Below are 25965 nucleotides of genomic sequence, written 5' to 3' on the forward strand. Positions count from 1 at the left end.
CGATGGGTCGGGAGACCTCAGTGGTAGACGGTGAGCGGAGTGGCCAGCGGATTCGCCTGGCGCACCGGGTAGGACGCGAGCGCCCCGTCTCCCTGGAAGCTCACGGCTCCTCGCACAGAGGCCACATTGGACAGCGTGTAGAAGGTGACGCCCACATCGACGCTGACAGCTCCGCCGGCTGGGACGGCGATCTCCTGCGCGGTGCCATCGGCGGCCGTCAGGGTCACAGAGGTGTCCGCGTCGCCCGAGTTGACGAGGGAAAGGCGCGGCGCGGGCCCGCCGGCTACTGCGAAGGTGGTGTCCTCTTCGAGCTCAGATGCGCTGGCGAACCAGGCCAGGTCGATCCGCTCCCCATCGACGATGGTCACGTCCGCGCCGGAGCCCGATACGAGCTCACCGCCCTGGGAGACGGTCGTCTCCTCCTCGTCCTCCTCCTCCTCGTCATCCGATTCGGACGAACTGTCGTCGGGAGGTGAGACGACCGACGCGCGGACGGCCGTGACGATGGGCACGTTCGACTTCGCGGTCACCGTGTAGGTGCCGTCGGTCAGGCCAGGCAGGAGGATGTCGGTGACGGTTCCGGAGCGTGCGGTCACCTCGAGCGAGGTGCCGAGCGCGTCCGCCGTGTCACCGGTGACGCCGACCGTGACCGTGGCGTTGTCCGCGCCCGGCACCATGACGCGGAGCGTCGTCTCGACATCCTGGGATCCGCCCACCTGCGCGCGCTGATCGCGCGCGGCCGAGGTGGCGACCCGGACGCCGGGGATGATCTGGGTGCGTGACGGTGTTGCTGACGGACCGACGAGGTCGACGCCACCCGGCTCCAGGCCGCGGACGATCGACTGCTCGAGCGTGGCCGAGATCAACCCGCCGGTGCTGTCGATGCGCATCGCCAGCTGCGCGTCGCCCGGTGCGTAGCCGGACAGCGGCAGCACGCGCTGCGTATGGGGAGCGATGATCAGCTGACTCAGGCCACCGGCCTCGACGGGACCCTCGACGCCGTACAGGTAGATGTCGACGGTCGCGGGCACAGGGCTGGGGTTGGCGAGCAGGAGCAGGCTGGTGCGGCCGGTATCGGTCGCACCCGCGACGATCCAGCTGGTGGCGCCGCCCTCATTGCAGGAGATCGCCGCGAGTCCGAACGCATCGCTCTCGAAGGCGGTCTGGGCCTGCGCTCCGGAGAGCAGATCGGACGCGACGGTGGCGGTCGTCGAACTGAGCAGAGCGGAGGTCTGGCCCGACTGGGAGGACACCACATCGACGTCCTGCAGAGGGCTGGGCGTGAGGGTGGCGGCACCCGAGGAGGAGACCATGTTCGCCGCCCCGAATGCGTTCACGGTCGTGGCGCCCTGACCGTTCGCGTCACCCAGGCGCAGCAGCGGCCCTGGGCAGACGCGCTCCTGGCCGACGGAGACGGGCGTGATCTCCACGCCTTCCGCACTGGTGTCGAGGGTGGGCAGGGGCAGCACCGAGGCGCCAGCGATGAGCACGAAGGCGGCGCCGAGCGCGACCACGCCGCTCGTGACCCGGCCGGTGATGACGAGGGCTCTATTCGCCACGACGCCCCTTTGCGAGGTTGGTGGGGGTGAACTGGAACTCCGCCGTGTCGACGGGGTCGTAGGCGTTGACGATCGCCGGAGTCCGGCGGACCGGCTCGGGGGCCGATGTCGGCACCGGCGCCGTGATGGGTCGGATGGGCGCATCCCAGCCGGTGGGTCGAACCGGCTGCACGGTCCCCTTTGCGGCGCGAACGCCCCGCAGTCCGGAACCGCGGCGGGCTTCGCGCTCGGGGCGCATCCGGTCGGCGAGATCGCTGGTCGGCAATGCCAGAAGAAGGGTCAGCAGGAGCACGAGCGCCTGAGCGCCGAGGATGAAGACCCCGGTCGAGGTCTGGAGGTTGCCCGGTCCGCTCGGCGCCGCCGTCGGCAGCCCTGCGTCGAGACCGACGAACCGCCAGAGGGATCCCTCCGTCGTGCGGGTGACAGGGCTGAGCAGGGAGTTGCCATCGAGCGCGGCGGCCGCTCGGTCGTGCATCGCCGCGGTGGCCGCGGTCGGCGGCGCCAGCAGCACGAACCCGACACGGAGCTCTCCGAACGCGGTGGTGAAGTCGTAGCCGCTCGTCGAGGACAGGTTGCCCCCGAGCTCCGACAGCAGCTCGTTGTCGTCAGAGAGGTTGTCCCCCGCCGTGCTCGCCAGCGTGGACTGCTGATCGAGGGTGCCGCCGAGGCCGCGCTCGAGTCCGACCTCGACGCCGTCGCCTGGCTGCGCGGCGAGGGTGAGGGTTCCGAGCGTCGGATCGGCCACCGCTTCGGCACGTACGAGGGCGGGGAGACCGCGCCCGCCCGACCCCACCAGTGCGGTGCCGAACGCCGATGCGCCGAGCATCGGAACGGTGGCCACGAGAACCCCGATCACGGCGACCGTGCCGAGCAGACCGCGGAGGGCACGGGCCGCGACGGCCTCGTTAGCGCCGAGGGTCAAGACGGCCGCGGCGAGCATCCCCATCCAGTAGAGGCTCAATCCGGGGCCCGGCCACAGGGTGACGGCGTCGGCCCCGATGCTCGCTACCGCGATGCGGCTGGCGGCGACGGCCGTCACGAAGCCGAGGCCCGCCATGCCGAGCGAGGCGATCGCCTTGGGCGTTCCTCGGAGGAAGGGGGCGGCGATTCCGACCACGAGCAGCGGCAGCAGAAGGACGCCGACGACGAGTCCCGGCGCGATCGCGCCGAGGCCGAGCGTGTCCAGCACGCCCTGCCAGCCCGTGCTCGATCCGCCGGGCACGCCGATGACGAGGTGCAGCGCCGAGGAGACCTGAGGAGGAAGGAAGCCACTGGCCAGCGGCGTCGGAGCAAGGGTGATGCCCGGATCGGCGAGTGCGCCGAGGGGATTGCCGCGCACGATCTGCTGAGCGGTGAGCGGCAGGAACAGCACGGCGACGGGGAGCGGAAGGGGCAGCAGCCGGTGCCAGCCGCGGCCGTGCTTGCCCGCACTGGCGAAGATGAGCACGGAGACGAGCCAGAGCGCGGTCAGCGCCGGCAGCAGCGAGGGCGCGGAGGCTGCCACCGCTGCGGCCAGCAGGGCTGTCGTCGCGGACGCCGACCAGGAGCGTCGCGCGGAGAGCGCCGCGAAGACGAGCCAGGGCAGCAGCAGGTGCACGAGGACGGCGCCGATCCGTCCCTCGTCGAAGGAGATGAGGAACGGCGGCGCGAGGGTCCAGAGGACGGCTGCGACCACGCGCAGGGTCGGCTTGGGCGTGAGTCGGGCGGCGGCGAGCCAGGCGCCGGCGGTGGCGATGGGGAACGCGGCGAGGAAGAGCAGGACGATGCTGAGCGACGGGGACCAGAACGTGAGAGTGCCGAGCAGCGCGAGTATCCAGCTGAACGGATCCGCTACGCCGACGAAGCCCGCATCGACGGAGCGCCAGCCGTAGCCGACCTGACCCCAGACCTCGCCGATGCTGCCGAGCGGGAGGATTCCTCCGCCGGTCAGCGAGGAGGCGCCGATCAGCGGGATATGCACAGCGAGGCCGACGAGTGCGGCGATGACCACGGTCCACGCGCCACCGCCGGTGAAGAACCGCAGCTCGTGACGGCCGGCGCGTTTGATGATGGCGGCGTCGTCCCGCGCGAGCCCGCGACGTCGACGCACCTCCGCCCACGGCAAGCGGAGCGAATCGGTGGCATTCCAGCTCACAGTTCGAGCGCGGGCGAGGCGGCTGCGCGCGCGGACGACCGACGGGATGGCAAGCGCCGCGCCGATCGCCGCGACGAACTCGCCGATCACGCTGCCGGGGCGCTTGCGCAGCAACTGCCCGATGGCGCGCACTAGGGCGAGCGGAAGCAGGCTCAGCCAGTGCAGGGGTGTGGCGACCGCAGGCGAGTAGACGAGGCGGCGGTGCAGCTGGGCCGAGCGGGCGACACGGGCGCGCTTGCCGCGAGACGCTCGAGGACCGAGCATCTTCGACCCTGGCGCACGACGGCCGGCAGAGAGCACCTTGGCGCCCGGGACGAGGGTGACGCGGTGACCGGCGAGGCGCGCGCGGACGCAGAAGTCGAGGCCGTCGTCGGTGGCGGGCAGTCCGGGGTCGAAGCCGCCGAGCTTCTCCCAGACCTGGTGGCGCACGAGCATCCCGCTGGAGGAGACGCCCATGACGTCGCTCAGCCGGTCGTACTGCGACTGGTCCAGCTCTGGCTCGGCGACCTCGACGGAGGTGCCGAGCGGGGTCATCGTCTCGCCGAAGGAGTAGATGTAGCCCGGATCGGCCCACTGCATGAGCTTGGGTCCGGCCACGACGACCGACGGGGACACCTCGACGGCGTGGACCAGCATTTCGAGGGCGTTGTCCGCGGGCGCGTTGTCGGCGTTGAGCAGCCACAGCCACTCGTGTTCACCCGTCGGTGTCGCGATGGTGCGGGTGGCATGCCAGGCGGCTCCGCCGAAGCTCAGCCTGGACGGCGCCGCGATGTGCTGAGTAGGTCCTGAGCCCGAAGGCGACCCGGTGACGCGCGACTTGACGCCGGTGTCGACCACGATCGTCTCGTGGACCGTGAAGGTCTGGCGCGCGACGGCCTCGAGGGTGCGCTCGAGATACTCGCCCCCGTCATGGGCGACCACGATGATCGTTACTTTCGGCCGCACCATGCCACGGTAGGCGTCGCCCGCCAGCGCCCCGGGCCGACACCCCGGGCAGCCGCGAACTGCCCAGTTCTGTCGCCCGGACGGCCGCATAGGTGGCAGAACTGGGCAGCTCGGCCTTCGATTCGCTCGCTTCAGTCCCTTAATCCACGAAGGACTCCCTCGAACCCGAATCGAGGGAGTCCTTCGCTGTGGCGAACCCGCTAGGCGGGAGCCAGCTGTGTACCGGAGTGTGACCGCCGGAAGTATGTGGGCCTCAGACGGCGCGCTTGCGGAGCTTGCGACGCTCGCGCTCGCTCAGGCCGCCCCAGATGCCAAACCGCTCGTCGTTCTGGAGTGCGTACTCGAGGCACTGCTGCTTGACCTCGCAGCTCGTGCAGATCTTCTTGGCCTCGCGAGTCGATCCGCCCTTCTCTGGGAAGAATGCCTCAGGATCGGTTTGCGCGCAGAGCGAGTCGGCCTGCCAGGCCAGCTGGTCGCTGTCGTCGACGTGGGTCTTGCGGACTCCGGGAACGCCTAGGCGAACCGGGTCGACGAACCAGTCCTGTGGGACCCCGGTCCGCTGCTCGGAAATCGTCATATGTAAAAGTCTCCCCATCGGCAAGTGACCTGGGTGGTCGAATGCGTCTGGGGTAATTACAGCGGTGTGATTAGTCGCACGTCAAGCCGCAGATGGTAGCTCCGGCTCCGAAGGGACCCGGATCAGCCGCGCCGCTAACACTGGCGAAACACATCTGCAACTCAGCCCCCGTTCGGGAGCCATGCAATCCGTTGCGACACGCGCGGAATCCGCACCTGAAAGTCCGTTTCAGTCAGGAATTCGTCGAAAGGCCCTGCCCCCCGTATTGGGGGCCATACCCCCCAACGGGATGTCACCCGCCATTCGGCGTGTCTGAACCCCGATCCGGGGGACAAATCAAGTGGGCGCCGTCGAAAGGTGTCTCGAAAAGTGAGCAAAAAATGTGCGGGAAATCATCTGAGGCGTCCATGCGAAGCGGCGTGTCGGAGGTGCGCGAAGAGATTGAGATGCATCCCCGGGTCGAATGGTGTCAACAGTGTCACGAGCCGCAGACATCGCCGCGGGACGTCGATGATCGACGGATCCGGTGGCCGCGGCTTCGTCTGCCTCGGATCAGCGTGCGCCTCCTTCGCGGGCTGTCGCTCTGCGCACTCGAGTGGCAACGTTGAAGGCGCGATGCGGGGGTGTCGCGAGGGTCGACATATAGGGGGATCGAGCGATGACCGAGGCAGGACTTCCGCGCTTCTCACCTACGACTGTTGGTCAGCTGACGTCTGAGGACGCCGCGCGGGCTGTTGCCGCTCGGGAGGATCGGCTCGCTGGACTTCGTGTGATCCGCACGCTCTTCCGGATCATGCTTCCCGTCTACTTCATCATGATCCAGATGACACGGGACCAGGGCTGGGTCAGCAACGGATCCATCGGACCGGAATTCGGCGCGATACTCCTGCTCGTTGCACCCGCCATCGTGGTTGCACTGGCCGCCTGGCTGGTCTTGCGCGTGCGACAGGACGTCGGTTCGGACCTGCATCGCAGGCTGCACTCGGCCGCAACGCTGGATGCGAGCGTCGCGATCATGTTCGCTCTTCTCGCGTTCGCCGCCGCGACCACCGTCGTCGCAGCGCTGCTCGGGCTCATGAGCGCGAATGGACTCGTCGACGCCTACTACGCCTACGCGATCGGTCTCGTCGCACTGATCGCTGCAGGAGCCCTGCTCTTCCTGAAAGCCAAGCGCGCGCTGTAGAGCGTCTGATCGATCTCATCCATGGAGACCGACCGACCGAGGCGCCCAGCGCCGAACGGCAGGCGAGCCGCTCGTCAGTTCGGCGACCCGCGCGTGAGCTCGCGCTGCATGTCGCGCAGTGCGAGACCGACGAGGAGCGTGGCGAAGACGGCGGAACCTGCCCGTTGGAAGGCGAGAGCAACGAATGCACGTACCGAAGCGGCGGTTGGCGGGACGATCGAGATCACAGCTCTCTCCTCATCGAACCATCCCGCGGACACGCTAGTAGGCGTACCTGTGACTCGAAAGGTCGACTTCTCAACCGACGCCGCACCGTCGCCTCCTCTGACGGTCGCGATGCGCATCGTCGGCGATGCGTCATATAGTCGCGTTTCATGAGCAACATCCCTGCCGGCTGGTATCCCGACAACACCGACACGAGCCTCCAGCGGTATTGGGACGGCACCGCCTGGACGCAGCACACAGCCCCTGCGGCGCCACCAGCACCTCCGGCGTCGGCCGCCTCGGGAACCGGATACGAACGGTCGACGTTCACCGCTCCGACCGCCGCCGCACCCGTAGAAACGGGCACTCCCGTTACAACCCCGCCGTATGCGAATTCCGCATCGGTCCCTCCGTATGCGGCTGCCGTCCCCAGGGGCGCCGCGCACTCCCCCGCGACCGCTCCTGGCGCCGCGCGGCCCCGCCGCGCGTGGATCCCGATCGTCATCATCGCGGCCAGCGTCGTGGTCCTGCTGGTCATCGCAGGCGGGGTGTTCGCCGTCGTCAATCTGATGAATCGCGGCCTGCCGACTCTGGCCGACAGCTCCGCCACTCCCGTGCCGACGTCACCATCGGACCCGACTCCTTCAGCGGCCCCTGAGGACACAGGCGATCTGTTCACCGCCGATGACCTCACGGTCTTCGCAGTCGGCAACGCCCTGTTGCCTGCAGACTATGAGGCGTTCGATTCGAGCTTCACCGACGCGACCGCCGGTGACGGTCTCGCCACCGCGGACAGCGAATGGTTCGAGTACAACGGTGCTCCGGCCGAGTGCGAGGACCTCAACTTCTATGAACCCCTCACGAGCTCTACCGACGCGGGATCACTCGATCCGATCGCCGCGGTGGGCGCCTATGGAACGGACACCGACGCGCTCGAGGCGCACGCACGCGTGTTCCCCGATGAGGCCGCCGCGTTCGCTCAGCTCGCGAACACCGACGCCGAGATCGGGCTATGTGCTGCGGGTTACGGAACCGACAATTTCCACGCGGACTCGGTCGCGCCCATCCGCACCGATCTGCCGTCGGGTATCACCGCGACCGGATGGCAGGAGCAGGGCTTGAGCAACGGCGACGCCTACTACTTCGAGACAGTCGAGATGCAGCGCGGCAATCTCGTCGTCCGCGCCAACTGCTATCTGCCCGCCGAGGGCGGAGGAACATCCGACATCTGCGGGATCTGGTACGACCAGGTTGCAACGGATCTGCTTCAGCTGACCAGCGGATCGGAGACGTAGGGATATCGAAGCCGCGCGGGTGGACTCGGCCACCCGCGAAGCTCCCGCTGAGGACAGTTGAACCCGTTCCCTGTCCTAAGCGGCGTTGCGGCGGGCGTCCCAGGCGCTCTGGACCATCTCGGCGAGGGTGTGCCGCATCTTCCAGTCGAGATCGCGTGCGGCCAGCTCGCCACTGGCGACGATGCGCGCCGGGTCGCCCGGACGCCGCGGTGCGACCTCGGGCTCGAAGGCGATCCCCGTGACCTCGGCCATGGCGGACATGATCTGCGCCACGGAGACGCCGTCGCCGCTGCCCAGGTTGTAGACCCGCTCCACCGACTCGCCGGCCTCGAGGCGCTGGGCGGCCGTCACATGCGCGAGGGCGAGGTCGGCGACGTGGATGTAATCGCGCACGCAGGTGCCGTCCGGAGTCGCGTAGTCATCGCCGTAGATGCGCGGCGTCTTGCCTGCGAGCAGCGCCTCGAAGACGAGGGGAAAGAGATTGTGCGGGCTCGCGTCGTAGAGATCGGGATAGCCCGATCCGACGACGTTGAAGTAGCGCAGCGACGTGTGGTCCAGCTTCGTGGCCTTGGCCTGATCGCGGAGCAACCACTCGCCGATCAGCTTCGACTCGCCGTACGGCGATTCGGGAAGGGTCGGCGTCTGCTCCGTCACCAAGTCTGTGTCAGGAGTGCCGAACACCGCGGCACTCGAGGAGAACACCATGTTCGTCACGTCGTGGTCCTGCATGACGGCGAGCAGCTTGGCCATGGCGGTGACGTTCTGGTCGTAGGTATGCAGAGGCTTCTGCACCGAGACGCCGGCGTACTTGAAGCCGGCGAGGTGCACGACTCCGGTGATGTCGTGCTCCTCGAAGGCACGCATGAGCAGGGGCCCGTCGAGCAGGGTGCCGTGCACGAGCGTGACTTCGGGCGGGACGAAGTCGAGGAAGCCGCTCGACAGGTCGTCGAACACCACAGGCTGGATGTCGGCCTCGATGAACGCACGGACCACGTGGGCCCCGATGTAGCCGGCTCCGCCGGTGACCAACCATGACATGCGGTCAGCCTATCGACGGGCGGCAGGAGGCCGACGAACGGCGGGCACCTACCGGCGGACTGCTCCCGCGAAGTCGGCGTAGTCGCTGTGCGGCTCGTCGTCGCGTTGGCGGTAGCCGTCGCGCACGGCCATCGTCACCGAGGAGGCGATGCCGATGAGAGCCAGTAAGAGGAGGACTGTTCCGAGAATCAACATGGCAGAAACGCTACGCATTGCGATTTCTCGCCAACACTGGCAGGCTTGCCGCCCACCAGCACATTTCGGCCACATCGGAGGATGCAGTGCTCAAGAAGATCGCCGTCGTCGCCCTGCCCGGAATGCCTCCCTTCGAGTTCGGGGTGGTCTGCGAGGTGTTCGGCATCGACCGCACCGAGATGGGCGGCCCTGCGTTCGACTTCCATGTCGTGACGGCCGAGCCGGGTCCCGTTCCGATGAGCCACGGCCTGCAGCTGGTCGTGCCGACCGGCCTCGGGGAGGCGGCCGACGCGGACCTCATCGCTATTCCGGCGTACTACTGGACAGGCTTCGATCCGCGCATCCTCGACCTCATCCGCGACGCAGCCGCTCGCGGCGCCTGGGTGCTGAGCGTCTGCAGCGGTGCCTTCTACCTGGCGGAGTCGGGGGTGCTCGACGGGCGCCGGGCGACGACGCACTGGATGCACGCCGAGAAGATGGCCGCTCGCTACCCGCTGATCGATGTCGACCCCGACGTGCTCTTCGTCGAGGAGGGCAACATCGTGACGGGCGCGGGCACCGCGGCCGGCATCGATGCCGCGCTGCATATCGTCCGCAAGGAGCTCGGTGCGGGGGCTGCGAACGTCATCGCCCGCCGCATGGTGGTGCCCCCTCAGCGCGACGGCGGACAGTCGCAGTACATCGCCCAGCCGATGCCGGAGTGCCAGTCCGACTCGTTCGCCGAGGTCATCGACTGGATGCTCGAGAACCTGCATGAGGAGCTGACCATCGACCAGCTCTCACGCAAGGCGATCATGTCGACCCGCACCTTCGCGCGCCGCTTCCGCGCGGAGACCGGCACCACACCCGCTGCCTGGCTGAACCGGCAGCGCATCATCCGCGCACAGCATCTGCTCGAGGTGTCGGATTCGAGCCTGGAGCAGATCGCCCAGCAGACCGGCTTCGGATCGTCCGCCGTGATGCGCCACCACTTCGTCAAGGTGCTGAAGGTGAATCCGCTCACCTATCGGCGGACATTCGGCGGTCGGCCGGTCGTCGATATCGCTTCCGTCGATGCGGTCGAGTCACGCGAGAGGATCCCTCAGCCCGCCTGACTCGTCTCGCACCGGTGTCCCCTCTTCGGGGCACCGTGCAGGGTAAGTGTGTGTCGCGAGCCTGCCCCAGCGTCACCAATCATTAGAAATGTCGCGTGCTCATCATCGCGATCCTGCTCACCTGGTGCCTCGTCTCAGTGGGGCTCGGCCTCGGGATCGGGCACGCGATGTCACTGAGCGAGAAGAGTCGCCCTCGCCTCACGCGGTCGAACTTCGACTCCGCGGCCTGACGGCCACTTCGGATGCCCGACGGGCCATAGTGATGCCTGTCCGGCAAGGGGTCTCAGTCCCGACGCCATAGGATCCAGGCGGGCCTGCCCGCTTCGCCTTCCTACCGATTCGTGGTCGCGACGAAGGCGACACCTGATCCGCTGAAGGTCAGCGCGCCCTCGTCCGGAGTGATGAAGGCGGACTCGCCGCGCTCGAGCATCGTGGATGTCGCAGCGCCGACGATCGCGACGCTGCCCTGGACGACGAGCACGATTCCGGGTCCGTCAAGCGGGAACGTCGCCTCTGCGCCGCCGCTCAGCTGATGGCCGTGCTTCTCGGCGGCCGCGCCGATGGTGATCCGGGCGAGAGCGAAGTCGGGCACATCGGGTCGGAAGATCTCCATTCCCGCTCCTCCGTCCTCCGCCGGCCAGATGGGCGCAGGAAGCGGCGTGAACTGAACGACGTCGAGCAGTTCGTCTGTGTCGATGTGCTTCGAGGTCAATCCTCCGCGCAGCACATTGTCGGAAGCCGCCATGATCTCCACGGCGAGCCCGGCCAGGTAGGCATGCACGTTGCCGGATGGCAGATAGGCGGCCTGCCCCTGCGGAAGGGTGATGCGGTTGAGCAGCAGCGCAACGCCGATTCCCGGGTCGCCGGGGTGCCGCTGGGCGAGCTCGGCGATCGTCGCGTACTCGCGGGCGAAGCTGGAGACTCGGGGCGCTTCGGACGCGAAGCGTGAGATCGCCTCGATCGCGAGCTTCGAGCCGTCGGATCCGCCGAGCAGCCAGGCCATCGTGCCCCTGAGGGCAGCTGCCGGGTCGGGGTCGTCGAGCTGCGCGCGGAGCTGGCCGAGCGCAGACAGCTCGAGCTCCGACCCCAGCGCCGACGCGATGGCGACGAGCTCCTCCACGAGCAGCTGGGTGTGACTGAGTTCGCGGAAGCCGGCGAGCGCCTCGAACGTGTCGCTGAGCGCAAGGGTCAGCTCAGGCTTGTGCAGGCGGTCCTTGTAGTTGCGCGCCGGATCGTCGAGGGAGATGCCGGCCGCGTCCTCCCGGTCGTAGCCGGCCTCGGCCTGAGCGATCGAGGGGTGGGCCTGGATGGACAGCGGCTCGTTTGCGGCGAGCAGCTTGAGCAGGAACGGCAGAGTGTCGCTGGTGCGGGCATCGCCGAGCGCGCGGGCGGGGTCGGCGGCGATCCAGGCGTCGAGGGTGGCCATGCCATCGCTCTGCGTCGTGTCGACGATGCGGCTCGGCCAGGCCGGGTGAGCGCCCAACCACAATTCGGCTTCAGGCTTCCCCGACGGCTGATGCCCGAGCAGTTCGGCGATCGCCGTCGTCGAGCCCCATGCATAGTCCCGCGGGACGTTGGTGATGCCGAGGAACATGAGCAACCTCCAGGTCTGTGCCGTCGATCAACCTACTCGGCGACAACTGGAGAAATCACAGTGAGCACGGCGTCGGCCGCCGCGGCGAGCTGCTCGTCGGAGAGGGTCCCATGGTCGTCATGCAGCGCGAGCCATCCGTCCGAGGTGAAGACATCGGCGAAGGTGTATCCCTCGGCGGTGGTGCGCAGCAGCACCGACCCTCGGCTCATCGGCAGCGATCGACTCGTGTAGCCCGGCTGGGCGACGATGAGCGGCTCGGTCCAGCCTGCTCCGGGGAGCATCTCGACGGAGAGCCCCGGATCTCCGTCGTCCCACGAGCAGCGCAGCGGGTGCTGCGAGGCGGTGGCGTAGTAGTAAGAAGGCGTGGCGCCACCCGGCTGGTCCGTCGCGGATGGCTCGACCCCCGCCGCATCGATGGCGTCAGCGACGGATCCGTCCGGATCGAGACCATCGCACGATTGCGGAAGCACCCACGTGCTCGCCTGAACCCACGGAACGCGCGCCAAAGTGGTCAGGTAGGCGCCGCTCTGTTGGGCCAACTGGAGCAGGGCCACTGACGGATCATCGACCGAGTCCGAGTCGATGGCGAATTCGATGTGCACCCAGTCGACGCCCACCACGAAGTCGCCGACACACGTGTCTCCGACGCTCACGTCGTAGCAGTCGTACGTCGAGTCAGCGGTAGTGGCGTTGCCCTCGTCCCAGTTCGCCGGTGCCGCAGCACCTCCGCCGAGCAGCACGTCGATGATGAGCTGCCCACCATCTTCTGCTCCATCGGTCCAGCTGCAATCGGCCCATCCGGCCTGGATGGCCGCGGCGCTCAATACATCGAAGACCGCGGTGCTGCTGGGATCGCCGCTGAATGCGAGATCGCCGAAGATGCTGACGCGCGCGCTGGCGGCCAGCGCCTCGCAATCGATCGCGTCAATCGCGGTCGGATCGGGGTCGATCATCGGCTCCTCGGAGGGAGTCGGCGTGGGTGTAGGAGTCATCGAGGCGGTGGCCGTGGGGCTGGGCGCGGGCGCTGCCGCCGAGCACCCGGCCAGCATGAGCGCGACCATCGCTGCACCCACTGCCACCGCTCGCCGACCTCGCACGGCTACATCTTCACCAGTCGAGACCTCATTCCCTCGGCCAAATCAAGGAGTTTTTCGATTCCATGCCCTCCGATCTGCATGAGCTGGTGGCCGGGATGCCGAAACTCCTTGATTCGGTCAGGGAGTCCGCCGGGCGACAGGATGAGCACATGCAGATCAGGCGGATCCACCACATCGCGGTCATCAGCACGGACTACGAGAGGTCGAAGGCGTTCTACATCGGCATCCTCGGCTTCACGCTGAAGTCGGAGGTCTTCCGGGCAGAGCGCGACTCGTGGATGGGCGACCTCGCACTGAACGGCGAGTACATCCTCGAGCTCTTCTCGTTCCCCAACCCGCCCGCCCGTCCGACCGGCCCCGAGGCCGTCGGACTGCGCCACCTCGCCTTCGAGGTGGACGACGTGGAAGGGTCGATCGCCGAGCTCACCGCGAAGGGTGTGCGCTGCGAGGAGGTGCGGATCGACCCGCACACCGGACGCAGGATGGCATTCTTCTTCGACCCAGATGGGCTTCCGCTCGAGGTCTACGAGGCCTGAGCGACCACTCCCCGCTGTCAGGCGCCCCAGTCGACGATGATCAGCGGCCCTTTCGTCTGGGTGTCGGTGACGATCAGGGAGAGCGACAGGCGCTCGCCCGCAGGAGAGTCGAGCTCCCATGACTCGGACGAGACGCCCTCGTAGACCTCACCGGCTATCTCGACCCTGTCTCCGGTATAGCCGTTCGCCTTGGCGACCGCGGCTATGGCATCGAGATCCTCCCGTGTTCCTCCGTAGAGGTAGGCCCAGGTGAAGGGGTTGTCCGTCGTCGCGCCGAGGACCTCCGTGCACGACGGTTCAGGGAGGAAGGCTGGCATGCCCGCCTCGTAGGCGTCCACCAGCGTTTTGGGGAAGTCGCCTTCCCGCGGCGCCGGGCATGGATCGAACGCCTTGACGAACGTCGGGCCCGGAGTGGACGCAGTCGGCGTCGGCGACGAACTGGCGCCGTTGTCGCGAGCCAAGTTCGCGGACGCCCAATCGGAGAACTCACCAGCCGACACGTCTTCCACGACAGGATCGCCGCCGCCGGGGTTCGGAATCGTGGTCCGCTGGTTCGCGCCGATCGTCACCGACGTTCCGTCGGTCAGGGTGAACTCCACTTCGCCGTCGAGAACGGTGATTTCGCAGGCGGGTGCGTCAGTGCATTCGACGGCGAAGGCCGTTCCATGCACGGCCGCGACGCCTACGGGGGTCTCGACCTCGAATCTCGCGTCTTCGGCCACAAGCTTTTGCACCCGATGCCAGGTCTGGCCGACCTCGAGAGAGACCGCGGTGCGCTGCGCGTCGGAGGAGGAGAGCTCGAGGACCGTGAGGTCGGTGCCCGGCCCGACCCGGGTGAGCGAGTCGTCGGCATACCTCAGCTCGGCCAGGCCCGCAGAGTCGGTGATGACGTGATCGCCTGCCACGGCCTCGGTCGACTGGGTGATCGAGCCGCTGGAAGCGGAGGAGACGAGTCGCACATCCGTGCCGAGAACGCTCACCCGAGCGGTCGCACCTCCGGAATCGGATCCCGAACCTGCGCCGCAGCCGGTCAGGGCGAGAGCAAGGACGACGAGAAGTGCGGGAACTGCGGCGATGCGACGCATGGTCTTCTCACTGTTCGGGGGCAACCGGTGGCTGAGCTTGTCGAAGCCCGGTCGAGTGGGCTTCGACAAGCTCAACCGTCGGGAAGGTTCAGTGGCCGATCTTGGCCGCGTGGCCTTCGACGTCGTCATCGACGAGCGGGCGCGTCGGCTGGTTGCGGAAGTCGTGCCCCTCGACGTCGTCTCCCTCGATGATGCGACCGGACTTGAGGGAGTGACCCTCGACGTCATCCTCATCGACCAGATGACCGCGGACTACGCCGTGGCCCTCGACGTCATCCTCATCGACCGCTCCGTTGAAGCGCGCTCCGTGACCCTCGACATCGTCCTCGTCGATGATTCGGCCGTGCGCGGCGGCGTGACCCTCAACGTCGTCCTCGACCAGGTGGCCGGTACGAGCGGTGTGACCCTCGACGTCGTCCTCCTCGACGACGCGACCGCTCCGGGCGGCATGACCCTCGACGTCATCCTGCTCGACGATGTGGCTGGGCTTGAGGCCGTGGCCGGCGACGTCGTCGGTGGTGTCTTCCGGGGTGGTGTCGGTGTTCTCGTTCATTGCTTCGTTCCTCTCGATGGGGTGTCGCTGGGTGCGATAGATGAAGTGTGCGTGGTGGCGCGAAGCGGAACTGTCGGCTGGCGAACACAAATTGTGTTCAGTTGCCGACCGGCGGAGATGTTCATGCTCACGCCTCTGCTCGAACGAGATCCGGATGGGTCCGCCGCAGGCGGACCATGGATGGACCGAGCAGCAGCAGTGGCTGACGCTGCGGCTCGACCGCGGCCACGAAGTCCTCCGCGCTCAGTCGCCACACGATCGCCGACGTCGCGGCCACCACGGTGGCCGTTCGCGGGATCGAGGTCAGCACGCCGATCTCCCCGACCACATCGGGCGCGGACACATCCGGGATGCCCGCAGCCGTTGACGAGGTGACGGACAGCCTGCCCTCGGCGAGCACCCAGAGCGCGTCCGCGTCGTCGCCCTCGCGGATGAGCAGGTCCCCTGGCGCGAGGTGCGCGACCTGCATGGCGCTGGCGAGACGCTCCTTGACCGTCCGCGACGACGGGGCGAACAGCCGGATCGCCTCGAGCAGCCGCACCCGATGATCGAGCAGGGTCGTTCGCGCCGCGGACGCGCGATCCACCCGGAGCAGCAGCGGCGAGAGTGCAAGCGCGACGGCGGAGAAGCCGACGCCCATCGCGATGAGCGCCGTCTCGATCGAGATGCTCGACAGCAGAGCCGCGGCCCCGATGCTTCCGATCACGCTGGCAAGCAGGGCGGCGGTGTCCTGCAGGGACAGCACTCGACTGAGCAGTCCTGCCGACACCTCTCGCTGGATGGCAGTGAGCGCCACGACGTCCACGATCACCATGCCGATGCCGGACAGCAGCTGCAGGCCGATGCCGACGGCCGCAACGTTGGTGAACGCGGTCAGCGCATAGGGGATCGCCTGCACGAGCACACCGCCGACGATGATGGGGGCGAGTCGGCGGGCGCCGCTGAGCCGATCCGCGACGACCGCGCCGATGATCCCGCCCACGGCCATGCCGGCGAGCAGGTAGCCGTATCCCTGATTGCCCATGCCCAGGTGCTGACTGATCGGGATGTAGATGACCGTGTACGCGCCGCACAGCATCGTGTCGAGCGCAGCGAACAGCAGCAGCACCGCGGCGGTCGGGGTTCGGCGAAGCGCTCCGACGCCGTCGAGCACCTGGCGGACCAGTCGCTCGCCGGGGGCCGCGTCTCCCCTGCTGCGCACGCGGAGGCCGAGCGCGAGCGCCGCCGCGGCGAAGTAGCTGATCGCATTGATCGAGACGCCGATCGCGGGCTCGCCGATGAGGACGAGCAGACCGCCGATCGCGGGGCCGATCACGATGACGATGTTGTCCAACCCGGCGTAGAGCGAGTTGGCCGTCGGCAGGTTCTCCTCGTCCACGACCTCGGGGGTCAGCGCCCCGGCGGCGGGCCCATACGGGCTGCGCACGATCGACGCGACGATGGTCAGGACCAGGATGACGATCACCGGTCCGCCGCTGATCACGATGCCGACGACGGCGAGGCCGACGACGCCCGACAGTAGCGCGGAGACCACCATCAACGTGCGGCGATCGACGCGGTCCGCGAGCACTCCGGCGAGCGGGGCGATGAGGAGGCCCGGGATCCAGCCCGCCGCGGCCATCGCCGCGAGCCAGCCGAGCGACCCGGTCACCGAGTAGACGTAGACGTCGAGGACGACCTGGGCGACCCAGCTGCCGATCGAGTTGATGAACGACGAGGTGATCAGCAGACGGAAGTCGTAGAAGCGCAGGGCGCCGGCGTAGCGGTCCATGCGGATGCCACCTTGCTCCCGGCGTTCGACTGCTGCGGCTAATTCCCCGCTGATCAGGAAGTGTGCTGACATTGCATACTTCTGCGCCGATGGTCCCACATAGATAACCCTCAGGGAAAGAGCGAGAATTCGTGCACCTCGGCGCGCTGCGGACGCTTGGTTGTCAGCACCGTCCCCCGCACACCAGACTGACGCCATGACCGACCCGACCCCCGAGCTCGTCGCACTCGTCGCACGCCTGGGCAATGCGATGGGCGTCGCCACCCGACCGTCCGCACTCGAAGCCGAGCTCGGCCGGGCGACGGCCGGAGTGCGGGCGCTCTTCGACGCGGCCGCGACATCCTGCGCACTGATCGAGGAGTCGGGCGATGAGATCCGCTTCATCGCGGCGAACGGCATCGGCGCCGCCGCGATCACCGGACGGTCGATGCCGATCGAGCGCGGGATCGCCGGGTGGGTCGCCATGACCGGCCAGCCCATCGCGATCGCCGACGTAGGCGTCGACCCGCGCTTCGCCCGCGATGTAGCGGAGGAGACGAACTACGTTCCGACCTCCATCCTCGCGGCTCCCCTGCTGGGCGACGACGGCGAGGTGCTCGGCGTGATCGAGGTGCTGGATCCGCGGGCGACGAACGAGAACACGAGCCGCGACCTGGACGTGCTCGGCCTCCTCGGCTCGCAGCTCGCCGCCACCGTGCGACTCTCCCGCACCTACGACCGCCTCGGCTCCGTGCTCGTCACCGCTCTCGCGGGCGCGACCGGCGCCGCGGACTTCGGCCAGACCCTCGACGCGCTGGTGGAGTCGGTCGACGACAGGCCACTCGCCGAGCTCGCGCGAGCCTTCCACCAGATCGCCGAGACGGGGTCAGCGGGCCAGACGTTCGCGTTGTCCGTGCTCACGGCGGCCGTCGACTACTCCCGGCGCCGCGCGTGACGCTGCCCGAGTGGTCGTCTGCGTTCAACGACGCGGTGCTGCAGCCCACAGTCGCACTGCCGCTGCCCGCCCCGACGCAGGATTGGGCCTTCGGCGAAGCGACCGGCGCCGGTGTGAAGGTCGCTGTGATCGACAGCGGCGTCTCTGCCGAACATGAGCGGGTCGGCGGGCTGGCCGGCAGCGTCGCCCTCGAGGTCGATGACGACTCCCCCGAGGGATATCGGATCGTCGACGGGCCGCATGAGGATCTCTACGGGCACGGCACCGCCTGCGCCGGCATCATCCGCGGACTCGCCCCCGAGGCCGATATCTACAGCGTCCGGGTACTCGGCAAGAACCTGACCACCCGCGGTGCGCTGTTCGCGGCCGCGATCCGCTGGTGCATAGACAATGGGATGCAGGTCGCCAACCTCAGCCTGAGCAGCCGCAGCGAGCAGTGGTTCGGCCCCCTGCACGCACTCGCGGACGAGGCGTACTTCCGCAACCTCATGCTCGTCTGCGCCGCGAACAACGTGCCGGGCCCGACCTATCCGTCGCAGTACGCGTCGGTGTTCTCCGTCGCGGCCCGCGAGGGGCACGATCCGTTCTCCCTCGCCTACAACCCGCGTCCGCCGGTCGAGTTCGGGGCGCCCGGGATCGATGTGGACGTGGCCTGGACGACAGGCAGCATCACCGCGACGGGTAACAGCTTCGCGGCACCGCACATCGCAGGGCTCGTCACCCTGCTGCTGTCGAAGCACCCCGAGCTCACCGTGTTCCAGGTCAAATCGGTGCTGCACGCCCTGTCGTCGAACGCTCGGTAGCGAGTCCCTAGGGACGCTTGTAGCCGTGGCCCTCGACATCGTCGTCCAGCACGACCGGGTGACGGTAGCCGTGACGCTCCCCGAGGTCCTCGGCGAGCGGCCGACGGAATCCGTGCCCCTCCACGTCATCGTCGATCATCGGCCGGCGGTATCCGTGCCCCGCGACGTCCTCCTCGAGAATCGGTCGCTTGAATCCATGGCCCTCGGTGTCATCCAGCGGGTCGATTCGGATGTTGGTCTCGTGCTCGCTCATTGTTCGGTTCCTCTCCCTTTCGCGGTGTTGCGATAGGAGCAGTGTCCACGCGGCTGCGGCAGGCGGATGTCCGCGGGCGAACACACCCTCAGTCCGATCCCCGACGTCCGATCTCCTTCGCCGGATGCCCGCCTCCGATCGATCGCAGGAGGTCGCCCACGCCCGATTCCGGCCCGACTATGGCGGCAGGGCGTGAAGAGGAGTTGTCTATCCGACAGACGCAGCGTGCCGCCGCCGACCGTCATCAGACCACCGGCGTCGCACCCTGAGGTCGTCGCACCCGCGACGACAGGAGAGGACAGAGCGATGAGCACACCCGAGAGCACCCCGCAGGAGCCGACCGACGACGTCGAGGAGCAGTCCACGAAAGCGAAATCGGTCGACGAGGACGACGACGTGAGCGGTCACTTCTCGTTTCAGCCGAACCATCACCTCGACGAGAACGACGCTCGGAGTGAAGGCACTCCCTTCAGCCCGAGCCGTACGGACGTCAAGTAGCGCCATAGCGGCGGATGACCCGATCATCCGCCGCTACGGACGTCACGGGCTCAGCCAACGGTGAGTACGCGGGGATAGCGTCGGAGACGAAAGATCCTCGACTGCAACGGAGCGCCAATGTCCATCGCGACCGCCACCACCCCCTTCACCACTCTGTCCAGCGACTTCTTCGGCTACGAGGACTCGCTGACGGATCGCGAGAAGCAGTCCGTGCTCGAGATTCGCGACTACCTCGAGCGCGAAGTCAAGCCGATCGTCGATGACTACTGGGCGCGTGCCGAGTTCCCGACCCAGGTCATCCAGCCGCTGGCCGATCTCAAGATCTTCGCGAACCCCTGGAAGGAGACGCAGGAGTTCGAGAACTCCGCCGTCTTCCGTGGCTGGGTCGCATTGGAGCTCGCCCGCATCGACGCATCGATCGCCACCTTCGTCGGCGTGCAGAACGGCCTGGCGATGGGCTCGATCAGCGTCGCCGGGGACCAGGCTCAGCGTGACGAGTGGCTTCCGAAGATGGCGACCGCCCAGGTGATCGGCGCATTCGGGCTCACCGAGCCGTTGTCCGGATCCGACTCGGCACAGGGCCTGCGGACCACCGCCACCCGCGACGGCGACGAGTGGGTGCTCAACGGCTCCAAGCGCTGGATCGGCAACGCCACGTTCAGCGACATCACCATCATCTGGGCGAAGGACACCGCCGACGGGCAGGTCAAGGGCTTCATCGTCGACGCGACAGACCCGGGCTACTCGGCCACGAAGATCGAGGACAAGCAGAGCCTGCGGATCGTGCAGAACGCCGACATCGTGCTGACCGACGTACGAGTGCCGGAGTCGAGAAGGCTGCAGAACAGCAACAGCTTCCGCGACACCGCCAAGGTGCTGCGCCTGACCCGCGCCGAGGTCGCCTGGGCTGCAGTCGGCAACGCGATGGGCGCCTACGAGGCGGCATTGAAGTACACGGGCGAACGCGTGCAGTTCGGCAAGACGATCTCCTCGCACCAGCTCGTTCAGGATCTGCTGGTCCGAAGCCTGGGCAACATCACCTCGTCGCTCGGCTTGGTCACCAAGGTGTCGCAGATGCTCGATGCCGGCACTCAGAAGGACGAGCACGCCGCGCTCGCCAAGACGGTCGCGACCGTGCGGATGCGCGAATCGGTCGGTTGGTGCCGCGAGGCCCTCGGCGGCAACGGCATCGTGCTCCAGCACGGCGTAGCCCGGCACATGGCCGACGCTGAGGCCATCTACTCCTATGAGGGCACCCGCGAGATGAACACCCTCATCGTCGGCCGGGCCATCACCGGCAAGGCCGCCTTCGTCTGACACCCCATCGAGATGCCACTTTCCGTCCCTATCCGGCGTCCATGGGGACGGAAAGTGGCATCTCGATCTCCTTCAAGGGGGGGGGTCGGACTGACTGATGTTCCGGTGGGAAGGTCATCCATGCCACGGTTGAGGGATGGGATTCTTCGAGCGACCGAAGCCGGCGGATTGGCGTGATGTGACGATCCTGCGCTCCTGACCGCAATCATCGCGGTCGTCGGATGGTCGTTGGCGCCGCAATGACTGTGCAACCTTCGGGCGCCCCCGATTGGCGCCGTCGGGGGCTTCGGTGCTGCGACGGGATATCGCGACTCGTCCCCCGGTAATCACCAGCAACTCAGGGGGTATAGGCTCCTCCACGCCGGTACCCCAGATAACCCGGTCGCGCCCCCGAATGCTTGCATTGCGGGGGCACCCTAATTTTTGACCGGTGACGCCCCACGCTGAGCGACACGCGCGTTCAACGGGCGGGCACCTCGATCGGCTGACCTATGGTCTGCGCATGGTCTCCGTTCTCAAGAAGGCACTCTTCTGGCTCGCCGCCACCGCTCTGTGCGCCGGAATCCTGGCTTTCGCGCTCGCGAGCGCGACCTCCGGTTACCCCGGATCGTCCGCGACCACGGACTTCGAGTACGGGCTCAGCCGCATCCTGATCCCTGGCGCCTTCATCGGATTCATCGGCTGGCTGATGCTGTCTGCCCTGATGGAAGCCGACCTCCACGCGCAAGAGCGCCGCTCGGCGTTCTCGCTCGAGGCCTAGCGCGCCGCTAGGGCCTCTTCTCGCACCCCGTTCCGTCCCCGTCCCTGTCGAACTTCTGCTGGAAGCCGGGGTCACCGCGCTTGATCGGGGCGGCATTCGCCTGCCAGACCGCCGCGCAGTTGGCGTAGCTCAGAGCGGGAGCGGGATCGGCTCGCGGAGGAACGGAGGCGGGAATCGGCTCCGCGACCGGCTCCTCTGTCACTGGACCGATTTGCGGGTCGGCAACCGGTTCTTCAAGGGATGCGGGCGTCTCGATCACCGGTGCCGGGCCTACCTCGGCGGCGGGGGACGACTCGGGTGACGCGACCTCGGCCGGCGCCACCGGTGATGCGATCGGCTGACGTGCATCCGACTCGGCCGCGGACGGTCCGGCCCAGGTGACTTCCGGAACAGTCGGCGCTGCGAACCCGAGCATCCCGGTGTCGACGACCAGCACGGGATGCACCGCCTTGTTGACGATCGTTCCGCCGACGACGAGTACGAGGCTCGCTGCCAGCAGCAGGGCGCCGGTCTGACGCGACCACAGGCGCAGCCACGACGGCCGCCCCGTCACGGCCACGTAGGCACCGGTGAGGAGGGGAAGCAATCCGAGGGCGGCCGCGAAGATACCCCATCCGGCGAGGATCGCCGGCAACGACAGGATCAGCCACACGATGGGGATCACGATCATCCAACCCGACATCAGCCGCCGAGGCCGGACAGTCTCCGCGTACTGGATAGGTACCGCAGCCGTATCGGACGCGGTACGGGTACTCAGGAGTTCGGATGGGGCCAGCTGCCGCACCGGCGCACGGATGATCTGTATCGCCGCGACCGTCGGGTCGGGGCCGCCAATGCCCACGACGGGTTGCGGCCCCAGGGTGGGTGACTCAGGCGCCAGTTCGGACACGGGTTCGATGGCCGTATCCGGCTGCGCAATCGACGCCGCAAGCGCCAGGTCTTCCTCGACGTCACCCGCGACATCGGGCTCTGGCAACCCAGCCTTCGGGCCATCCGACGCAACCGAGCCGTCGTCGAATTCAGCGGGACGAGCAACACCGACGTCTCCCGACCTCACTGCGGCCACCGCAGCGGCGATGCTCAGACTGCCCGTGGTCGGATTGCGGGTGTCAGCGCGGGCTGTGGATTCGGCCTCCAGCTCCCAGAGTCCACGACCGCGGCTGGCTCCGACGGCAAGGTCAGCATGGCCGGCGTCCTCGAGTTCGACGAAGGGACCATCGCCGGCGAACTCGGTCCACCCCTGGCCGTCCCACCAGCGCAGGCGCGCAGGATCACTCGGATCCTCGTACCAGCCTTCCGGCGCCGCCTGATTCACGTTCCCCCCAGAACATCCAGGCGCTCACGTTAGACATCTGCCCATGCGACGCCGTTCGGACCCGCGCAGGATTCCCCCGCTCTGGGGGCGCGCCTCCGACAACGCCGAATTGCCACCTTTGGCTCCCAAATCGCATTCTTGAGAGCCAAAGGTGGCAATTCGAGGGGCAGAGGGAGGTGGGGGGCAGATCAGGGGAGGCTGGTGAGCTGCTCCGCAGTGACGCGGACGACGGAAAGCGAGCGCTCGATGCCCTTCACCTGAGCGGTCTCAGGCGTGCCGCCCAACCATGTGGCCGACCCGGCTGCCTCCGCGGAGGCGACAACCTGGCCGCCGCGGGCGAGGCCGCAGAGTCGCGAGCCGACGTTGATCGGGTCGCCGATCACCGAGTACTGGCGCCGATCTGGTGGCCCCACATGGCTGGCGACGATCGAGCCCGTGTGCAGGCCCATCCCGAACTGGATCTGCGGCAGCCCCGCTTCCTCGAGTCGCGCGGACAGCGCCGGAAGATCCCGCAGCAGATCGGCGGATGCCTCACGCGCATCGCGCGCCGGCTCCTCCAGGATGCGCGGAGCCCCGAAGACGGAGAACACCTCGTCGCCGACGAACTGCATGACGGTTCCGTGGTGGGCGAAGACGCGCTCGCAGACGTAGTCGTAGAAGATGTCGAGCACGCGCTGCACGTCGCTCGGATCCAGACTCGCGGCCATCGGGGTGAAGGATCGCAGGTCGGCGAACAGGATGCCGACCGTGAGCCGCTCCCCCGATCCGGTGCTCTCCGCGCGCCCCTCGCGGAGCAGCTCGAGGGCGACATCGCGAGGAACGTAGCGGGAGAACAGCCGCTCGGCCGTCTGCCGGTCGCGCTGCTCGGCAATCGCCTTGATGCCGAGGCTGGCCACACCTGCCGCGAGGATGCCGATCGGGATGCGCACGAAGTCGGGCAGCCAGCCGAGGATCTGGAACAGCGCGAGCCCGACCGCGGTGACCAGGACGATGGCGCTGACGGTGATCAGCACGGCCCAGCGGAGGCGCAGCCGACGGGCGGCGAACGCGACAGGCAGCCCGAACAGCAGAACCGCGAGCCCGGTGATCCATGGTGAGTACGGCACAACCCAGGCGTGCTGAAGGATCGTGCTGATGGCTTGCGCCTGGACCACTACCCCCGGCGTCGTCACGCCCGGCTGGAGCGGGGTGATGTGGCGGTCACCCACTCCTCCGGCTGTGACGCCGAGAATGACGACGGCGCCCGTGAGCCGATCACCGACGGCGCCGCTGAGCACGTCTGCGGCAGAGACGATCGTCGTGTCCGCGGTCCAGTGGATCCGCAGCGCGGCGTCCTGTTCGACGGGGATGGTCTCGGCGCCGATCTGGACGGCCGAGGGGCGCACGATCACGGGATCGATCGCCCCATCGAGCGCGTCCACCGCACGGACTGACAGCGACGGCTCGAACTCACCGTCGGCGGTCTCGACGAAGGCCGGAAGCGAACGCAGGATCCCATCGCTGTCAGCCAGGACGACGGCGTGCCCGAGGCCGGCGGCGTTCTCCCGGACGGGGGGCGGGACGGCCGTCCCGCCGCTGACCTGCAGCCACCGATTGCGAAACGTGGATGCGGCGCTGAAATCCTGCGCCACGACGAACGGGCCGCTGGCGATCGCATCGGCCACGGCGAAGTCCGAGGCGGAGGGGACGACGTCGACGGCCACGACCTCCGGCCCGGCCGATGCGATCGTCCTCAGCAGGCTCGCCTGCAGTCCGTCATTCCACGGCCATTCGCCCCGCTCGGCCACGGATGCGTCGTCGACGGCGACGACGACGACCCGCTGATCCGAGGCGCCATCGGTCCAGAGCAGGTCGGAGGCGTGTCGAACGACCGCCTCGCCCACCCCACCCAGAGCGGCGAGACCCGCGAGCAGAGCGACTACCACCCCGACGATCAGCGGCGGCCAGGCGGCGCCGAGACGGGTGACCCGCGCGCGCCCCGAAGAGGGACGATTCGGACGCGTCAGATCGGATCGGCGGCTCATGTCCGCCACGGTACGAGCAAGCTGAGGCGCATATTCAATGCGCGATCACTGTCATTGGAAGTTCTCGATACCGGAGAACACGTAGGCCGTGAAGGGCGGCGTCCCTTCGGGAGCCTCGTACTTCGAATTGGTCGTGCGGCCCTCCAGGTCGACGAGCCCCGGGTCGCTCGTTCGGAAGAGGGTCACCAAGCCGAGCTCGTTGTAGTAGTTGGTGGCGAACATCCCGTCATCTGTGCGGGTCCACCTCGCAGTGGCGCTTGGAGCTGAGACCCGCGCGGAGGAATTCTCGAAGGACTCGTAGAGCGCTGAACTGAAAGCGTCGTCGGCATCGAAGTAGATGCCGAGGTACACGAGGCCGCCATCGGCTTGGGTGACCTCGAGCAGGCATGAGGGCGTCGGGAGCGACGTCAGTTCCGTCGGTCCGGTGAAGCTCTCGACCGGCGTCGCTTCACCTGTCACGTTGGGCACGATGCTGAGGGCGAGCTCGTTCGAGCATGCGCCCCCGTCCGCCTCCACCGGCGGCGCCGAACTTGCAGCCGCTGACCCGCCTGCGTCGAGGTCGAGATTGTGAGTGAGCCAATCGTCTGCCAGCTGACCTGCGGTCATCATCTCGACGGTTGGATCTCCGCCGTCGGCAGCTGGCACCACGAGCTGCTCACCCGCCGCGATCGTCAATTCCGTACCGTCCTGCAGCGTGAACCCGACCTCCCCGTCGAGCACCTGAACGGTGCAGACCTCTTCGGCCGTGCACGTCACCGCGAAGGCCGTGCCGTGCACGGAGGCGACGCCGACCGGGGTGGATACTTCGAACGCGGCATCCTCCGCGACGAGCTTCTCGACGCGATGCCAGGTCTGGCCGACCTTGAGCTCGACGACCGTCCGCTGGGCCGAAGCGTCGGAGAGCTCCGTGACTGTCAACTCCGTTGCAGGACCGAGACGGGTCAGCGACCCGTCGGCGTAGTCGAGCTGGGCGGAGCCGCTGGAGTCCGTGCGAACCGTGTCTCCGACGGCCGCCGTCTGGGGCGTGGTCCCGTTAAGGTCGCGGCTCGAGTCGCCCGTGAGGATGGAGACGAGGGTCGCGGAGGCGGTCACGTTCGCGGACGGGCCCGCCGGTGACGCAGTGCAGCCGGCGAGTACGAACAGGACTGCGACGCCGACTGCCAGTCGGGACAAGGAAGTGCGCATTCTGCTGCTTTCGATC

The 25965-nt window shown here is 67.9% G+C and carries 25 protein-coding genes; 10 read left to right on the forward strand and 15 right to left on the reverse strand.

Features of this window, described 5'->3' with window-relative positions:
* Positions 1–17 precede the first annotated feature (17 nt).
* From E6C64_RS07950 to E6C64_RS07960, 3 genes are all read right to left on the reverse strand, one after another.
* Positions 18–1559 (reverse strand): DUF5719 family protein, encoded by a 1542-nt coding sequence (locus E6C64_RS07950; RefSeq protein ID WP_136427084.1) that lies wholly within the window; start codon positions 1557–1559, stop codon positions 18–20.
* A complete protein-coding gene (locus E6C64_RS07955; RefSeq protein ID WP_158437785.1) occupies positions 1549–4638 on the reverse strand; it encodes a glycosyltransferase family 2 protein in 3090 nt (1029 codons plus the stop codon). Before E6C64_RS07955 ends, E6C64_RS07950 begins: the two co-directional genes overlap by 11 nt.
* A gap of 253 nt (positions 4639–4891) precedes the next feature.
* Positions 4892–5215 carry a WhiB family transcriptional regulator gene (locus E6C64_RS07960; protein WP_136427086.1) on the reverse strand — a complete coding sequence of 108 codons (324 nt, stop codon included), beginning with the start codon at positions 5213–5215 and terminating at the stop codon, positions 4892–4894.
* Between the two features lie 658 nt (positions 5216–5873).
* Here E6C64_RS07960 and E6C64_RS07965 point away from each other — a divergent pair.
* Positions 5874–6398, forward strand: a complete 525-nt coding sequence (locus E6C64_RS07965) for a hypothetical protein (RefSeq protein WP_136427087.1) — start codon at positions 5874–5876, stop codon at positions 6396–6398.
* Between the two features lie 74 nt (positions 6399–6472).
* Here the strand turns inward: E6C64_RS07965 and E6C64_RS18935 are convergent, their stop codons facing one another.
* Entirely contained in the window at positions 6473–6625 is a 153-nt protein-coding gene (locus tag E6C64_RS18935) for a hypothetical protein (RefSeq protein WP_158437786.1), read from the reverse strand.
* Between the two features lie 147 nt (positions 6626–6772).
* Here E6C64_RS18935 and E6C64_RS07970 point away from each other — a divergent pair, with 147 nt between their 5' ends.
* Positions 6773–7897, forward strand: coding sequence for a DUF2510 domain-containing protein (locus tag E6C64_RS07970; protein ID WP_136427088.1), 1125 nt, complete (start codon positions 6773–6775; stop codon positions 7895–7897).
* Positions 7898–7972: 75 nt separating this feature from the next.
* On the opposite strand, the gene galE is transcribed toward E6C64_RS07970, so the two are convergent.
* Positions 7973–8935, reverse strand: coding sequence for a UDP-glucose 4-epimerase GalE (galE, locus tag E6C64_RS07975; RefSeq protein WP_136427089.1), 963 nt, complete (start codon positions 8933–8935; stop codon positions 7973–7975).
* Positions 8936–8983: 48 nt separating this feature from the next.
* Positions 8984–9130, reverse strand: a complete 147-nt coding sequence (locus tag E6C64_RS18940) for a hypothetical protein (RefSeq protein WP_158437787.1) — start codon at positions 9128–9130, stop codon at positions 8984–8986.
* Positions 9131–9216: 86 nt separating this feature from the next.
* On the opposite strand from E6C64_RS18940, the gene E6C64_RS07980 reads away from it, so the two are divergent.
* Complete coding sequence (locus tag E6C64_RS07980; RefSeq protein ID WP_136427090.1) at positions 9217–10224, forward strand: GlxA family transcriptional regulator; 1008 nt, start codon at positions 9217–9219, stop codon at positions 10222–10224.
* A gap of 95 nt (positions 10225–10319) precedes the next feature.
* Positions 10320–10454, forward strand: coding sequence for a hypothetical protein (locus tag E6C64_RS19515; protein WP_269846372.1), 135 nt, complete (start codon positions 10320–10322; stop codon positions 10452–10454).
* 101 nt (positions 10455–10555) lie between these two features.
* Here E6C64_RS19515 and manA read toward each other — a convergent pair whose 3' ends face one another.
* Positions 10556–11818 carry a mannose-6-phosphate isomerase, class I gene (gene manA, locus E6C64_RS07985; protein ID WP_136427091.1) on the reverse strand — a complete coding sequence of 421 codons (1263 nt, stop codon included), beginning with the start codon at positions 11816–11818 and terminating at the stop codon, positions 10556–10558.
* Between the two features lie 32 nt (positions 11819–11850).
* Positions 11851–12897, reverse strand: coding sequence for a hypothetical protein (locus E6C64_RS07990; protein WP_158437788.1), 1047 nt, complete (start codon positions 12895–12897; stop codon positions 11851–11853).
* Positions 12898–13064: 167 nt separating this feature from the next.
* Between E6C64_RS07990 and E6C64_RS07995 the strand changes: the two genes are divergently transcribed.
* Positions 13065–13451: a VOC family protein gene (locus E6C64_RS07995; RefSeq protein WP_136427093.1), complete on the forward strand. Its 387-nt coding sequence runs from the start codon at positions 13065–13067 to the stop codon at positions 13449–13451.
* 17 nt (positions 13452–13468) lie between these two features.
* Here E6C64_RS07995 and E6C64_RS08000 read toward each other — a convergent pair whose 3' ends face one another.
* The 3 genes from E6C64_RS08000 to E6C64_RS08005 all read right to left on the reverse strand — a co-directional run bounded on the left by E6C64_RS08000 (position 13469) and on the right by E6C64_RS08005 (position 16932).
* Positions 13469–14605, reverse strand: coding sequence for a FecR family protein (locus tag E6C64_RS08000; protein ID WP_158437789.1), 1137 nt, complete (start codon positions 14603–14605; stop codon positions 13469–13471).
* Between the two features lie 19 nt (positions 14606–14624).
* Positions 14625–15089 (reverse strand): hypothetical protein, encoded by a 465-nt coding sequence (locus E6C64_RS18945; RefSeq protein ID WP_158437790.1) that lies wholly within the window; start codon positions 15087–15089, stop codon positions 14625–14627.
* A 127-nt stretch (positions 15090–15216) separates the two neighbouring features.
* On the reverse strand, positions 15217–16932 hold the full coding sequence (locus E6C64_RS08005) for an MFS transporter (protein WP_158437791.1): 1716 nt from the start codon (positions 16930–16932) through the stop codon (positions 15217–15219).
* Between the two features lie 124 nt (positions 16933–17056).
* Here E6C64_RS08005 and E6C64_RS08010 point away from each other — a divergent pair, with 124 nt between their 5' ends.
* Together E6C64_RS08010 and E6C64_RS08015 are read left to right on the forward strand one after the other, a co-directional pair.
* Positions 17057–17794, forward strand: a complete 738-nt coding sequence (locus E6C64_RS08010) for a GAF domain-containing protein (RefSeq protein WP_136427096.1) — start codon at positions 17057–17059, stop codon at positions 17792–17794.
* Positions 17791–18597: a S8 family serine peptidase gene (locus E6C64_RS08015; RefSeq protein WP_136427097.1), complete on the forward strand. Its 807-nt coding sequence runs from the start codon at positions 17791–17793 to the stop codon at positions 18595–18597. The genes E6C64_RS08010 and E6C64_RS08015 overlap by 4 nt, the downstream gene beginning before the upstream one ends.
* 7 nt (positions 18598–18604) lie before the next feature.
* On the opposite strand, the gene E6C64_RS08020 is transcribed toward E6C64_RS08015, so the two are convergent.
* Complete coding sequence (locus E6C64_RS08020) at positions 18605–18850, reverse strand: hypothetical protein (protein WP_136427098.1); 246 nt, start codon at positions 18848–18850, stop codon at positions 18605–18607.
* A gap of 306 nt (positions 18851–19156) precedes the next feature.
* On the opposite strand from E6C64_RS08020, the gene E6C64_RS08025 reads away from it, so the two are divergent.
* From E6C64_RS08025 to E6C64_RS08035, 3 genes are all read left to right on the forward strand, one after another.
* Entirely contained in the window at positions 19157–19348 is a 192-nt protein-coding gene (locus tag E6C64_RS08025; RefSeq protein ID WP_136427099.1) for a hypothetical protein, read from the forward strand.
* 117 nt (positions 19349–19465) lie between these two features.
* Entirely contained in the window at positions 19466–20665 is a 1200-nt protein-coding gene (locus E6C64_RS08030) for an acyl-CoA dehydrogenase family protein (protein ID WP_136427100.1), read from the forward strand.
* A 502-nt stretch (positions 20666–21167) separates the two neighbouring features.
* A complete protein-coding gene (locus E6C64_RS08035; RefSeq protein WP_136427101.1) occupies positions 21168–21425 on the forward strand; it encodes a hypothetical protein in 258 nt (85 codons plus the stop codon).
* Positions 21426–21432: 7 nt separating this feature from the next.
* Here the strand turns inward: E6C64_RS08035 and E6C64_RS08040 are convergent, their stop codons facing one another.
* The 3 genes from E6C64_RS08040 to E6C64_RS08050 all read right to left on the reverse strand — a co-directional run bounded on the left by E6C64_RS08040 (position 21433) and on the right by E6C64_RS08050 (position 25949).
* Positions 21433–22740, reverse strand: a complete 1308-nt coding sequence (locus tag E6C64_RS08040) for an excalibur calcium-binding domain-containing protein (RefSeq protein WP_136427102.1) — start codon at positions 22738–22740, stop codon at positions 21433–21435.
* A gap of 188 nt (positions 22741–22928) precedes the next feature.
* Positions 22929–24764 carry a CHASE2 domain-containing protein gene (locus tag E6C64_RS08045; RefSeq protein WP_136427103.1) on the reverse strand — a complete coding sequence of 612 codons (1836 nt, stop codon included), beginning with the start codon at positions 24762–24764 and terminating at the stop codon, positions 22929–22931.
* A gap of 51 nt (positions 24765–24815) precedes the next feature.
* The gene (locus E6C64_RS08050; protein ID WP_158437792.1) at positions 24816–25949 is read right to left on the reverse strand and encodes a FecR family protein; all 1134 of its coding nucleotides are present in this window, start codon (positions 25947–25949) and stop codon (positions 24816–24818) included.
* Between the last annotated feature and the right edge of the window lie 16 nt (positions 25950–25965).

Origin of the sequence: Naasia lichenicola (assembly GCF_004801885.1) — a bacterium.
Taxonomy (GTDB): domain Bacteria; phylum Actinomycetota; class Actinomycetes; order Actinomycetales; family Microbacteriaceae; genus Naasia; species Naasia lichenicola.

Bases quoted from the DNA above. Each gene is read 5' to 3' on its own strand.
- E6C64_RS07960 (WP_136427086.1), bottom strand. From the start codon at position 5,215: ATGACGATTTCCGAGCAGCGGACCGGGGTCCCACAGGACTGGTTCGTC.
- E6C64_RS07965 (WP_136427087.1), top strand. From the start codon at position 5,874: ATGACCGAGGCAGGACTTCCGCGCTTCTCACCTACGACTGTTGGTCAG.
- E6C64_RS07970 (WP_136427088.1), top strand. From the start codon at position 6,773: ATGAGCAACATCCCTGCCGGCTGGTATCCCGACAACACCGACACGAGC.
- galE (WP_136427089.1), bottom strand. From the start codon at position 8,935: ATGTCATGGTTGGTCACCGGCGGAGCCGGCTACATCGGGGCCCACGTG.
- E6C64_RS18940 (WP_158437787.1), bottom strand. From the start codon at position 9,130: ATGTTGATTCTCGGAACAGTCCTCCTCTTACTGGCTCTCATCGGCATC.
- manA (WP_136427091.1), bottom strand. From the start codon at position 11,818: ATGTTCCTCGGCATCACCAACGTCCCGCGGGACTATGCATGGGGCTCG.
- E6C64_RS07995 (WP_136427093.1), top strand. From the start codon at position 13,065: ATGCAGATCAGGCGGATCCACCACATCGCGGTCATCAGCACGGACTAC.
- E6C64_RS18945 (WP_158437790.1), bottom strand. From the start codon at position 15,089: ATGAACGAGAACACCGACACCACCCCGGAAGACACCACCGACGACGTC.
- E6C64_RS08005 (WP_158437791.1), bottom strand. From the start codon at position 16,932: ATGTCAGCACACTTCCTGATCAGCGGGGAATTAGCCGCAGCAGTCGAA.
- E6C64_RS08010 (WP_136427096.1), top strand. From the start codon at position 17,057: ATGACCGACCCGACCCCCGAGCTCGTCGCACTCGTCGCACGCCTGGGC.
- E6C64_RS08020 (WP_136427098.1), bottom strand. From the start codon at position 18,850: ATGAGCGAGCACGAGACCAACATCCGAATCGACCCGCTGGATGACACC.
- E6C64_RS08025 (WP_136427099.1), top strand. From the start codon at position 19,157: ATGAGCACACCCGAGAGCACCCCGCAGGAGCCGACCGACGACGTCGAG.
- E6C64_RS08030 (WP_136427100.1), top strand. From the start codon at position 19,466: ATGTCCATCGCGACCGCCACCACCCCCTTCACCACTCTGTCCAGCGAC.
- E6C64_RS08035 (WP_136427101.1), top strand. From the start codon at position 21,168: ATGGTCTCCGTTCTCAAGAAGGCACTCTTCTGGCTCGCCGCCACCGCT.
- E6C64_RS08045 (WP_136427103.1), bottom strand. From the start codon at position 24,764: ATGAGCCGCCGATCCGATCTGACGCGTCCGAATCGTCCCTCTTCGGGG.
- E6C64_RS08050 (WP_158437792.1), bottom strand. From the start codon at position 25,949: ATGCGCACTTCCTTGTCCCGACTGGCAGTCGGCGTCGCAGTCCTGTTC.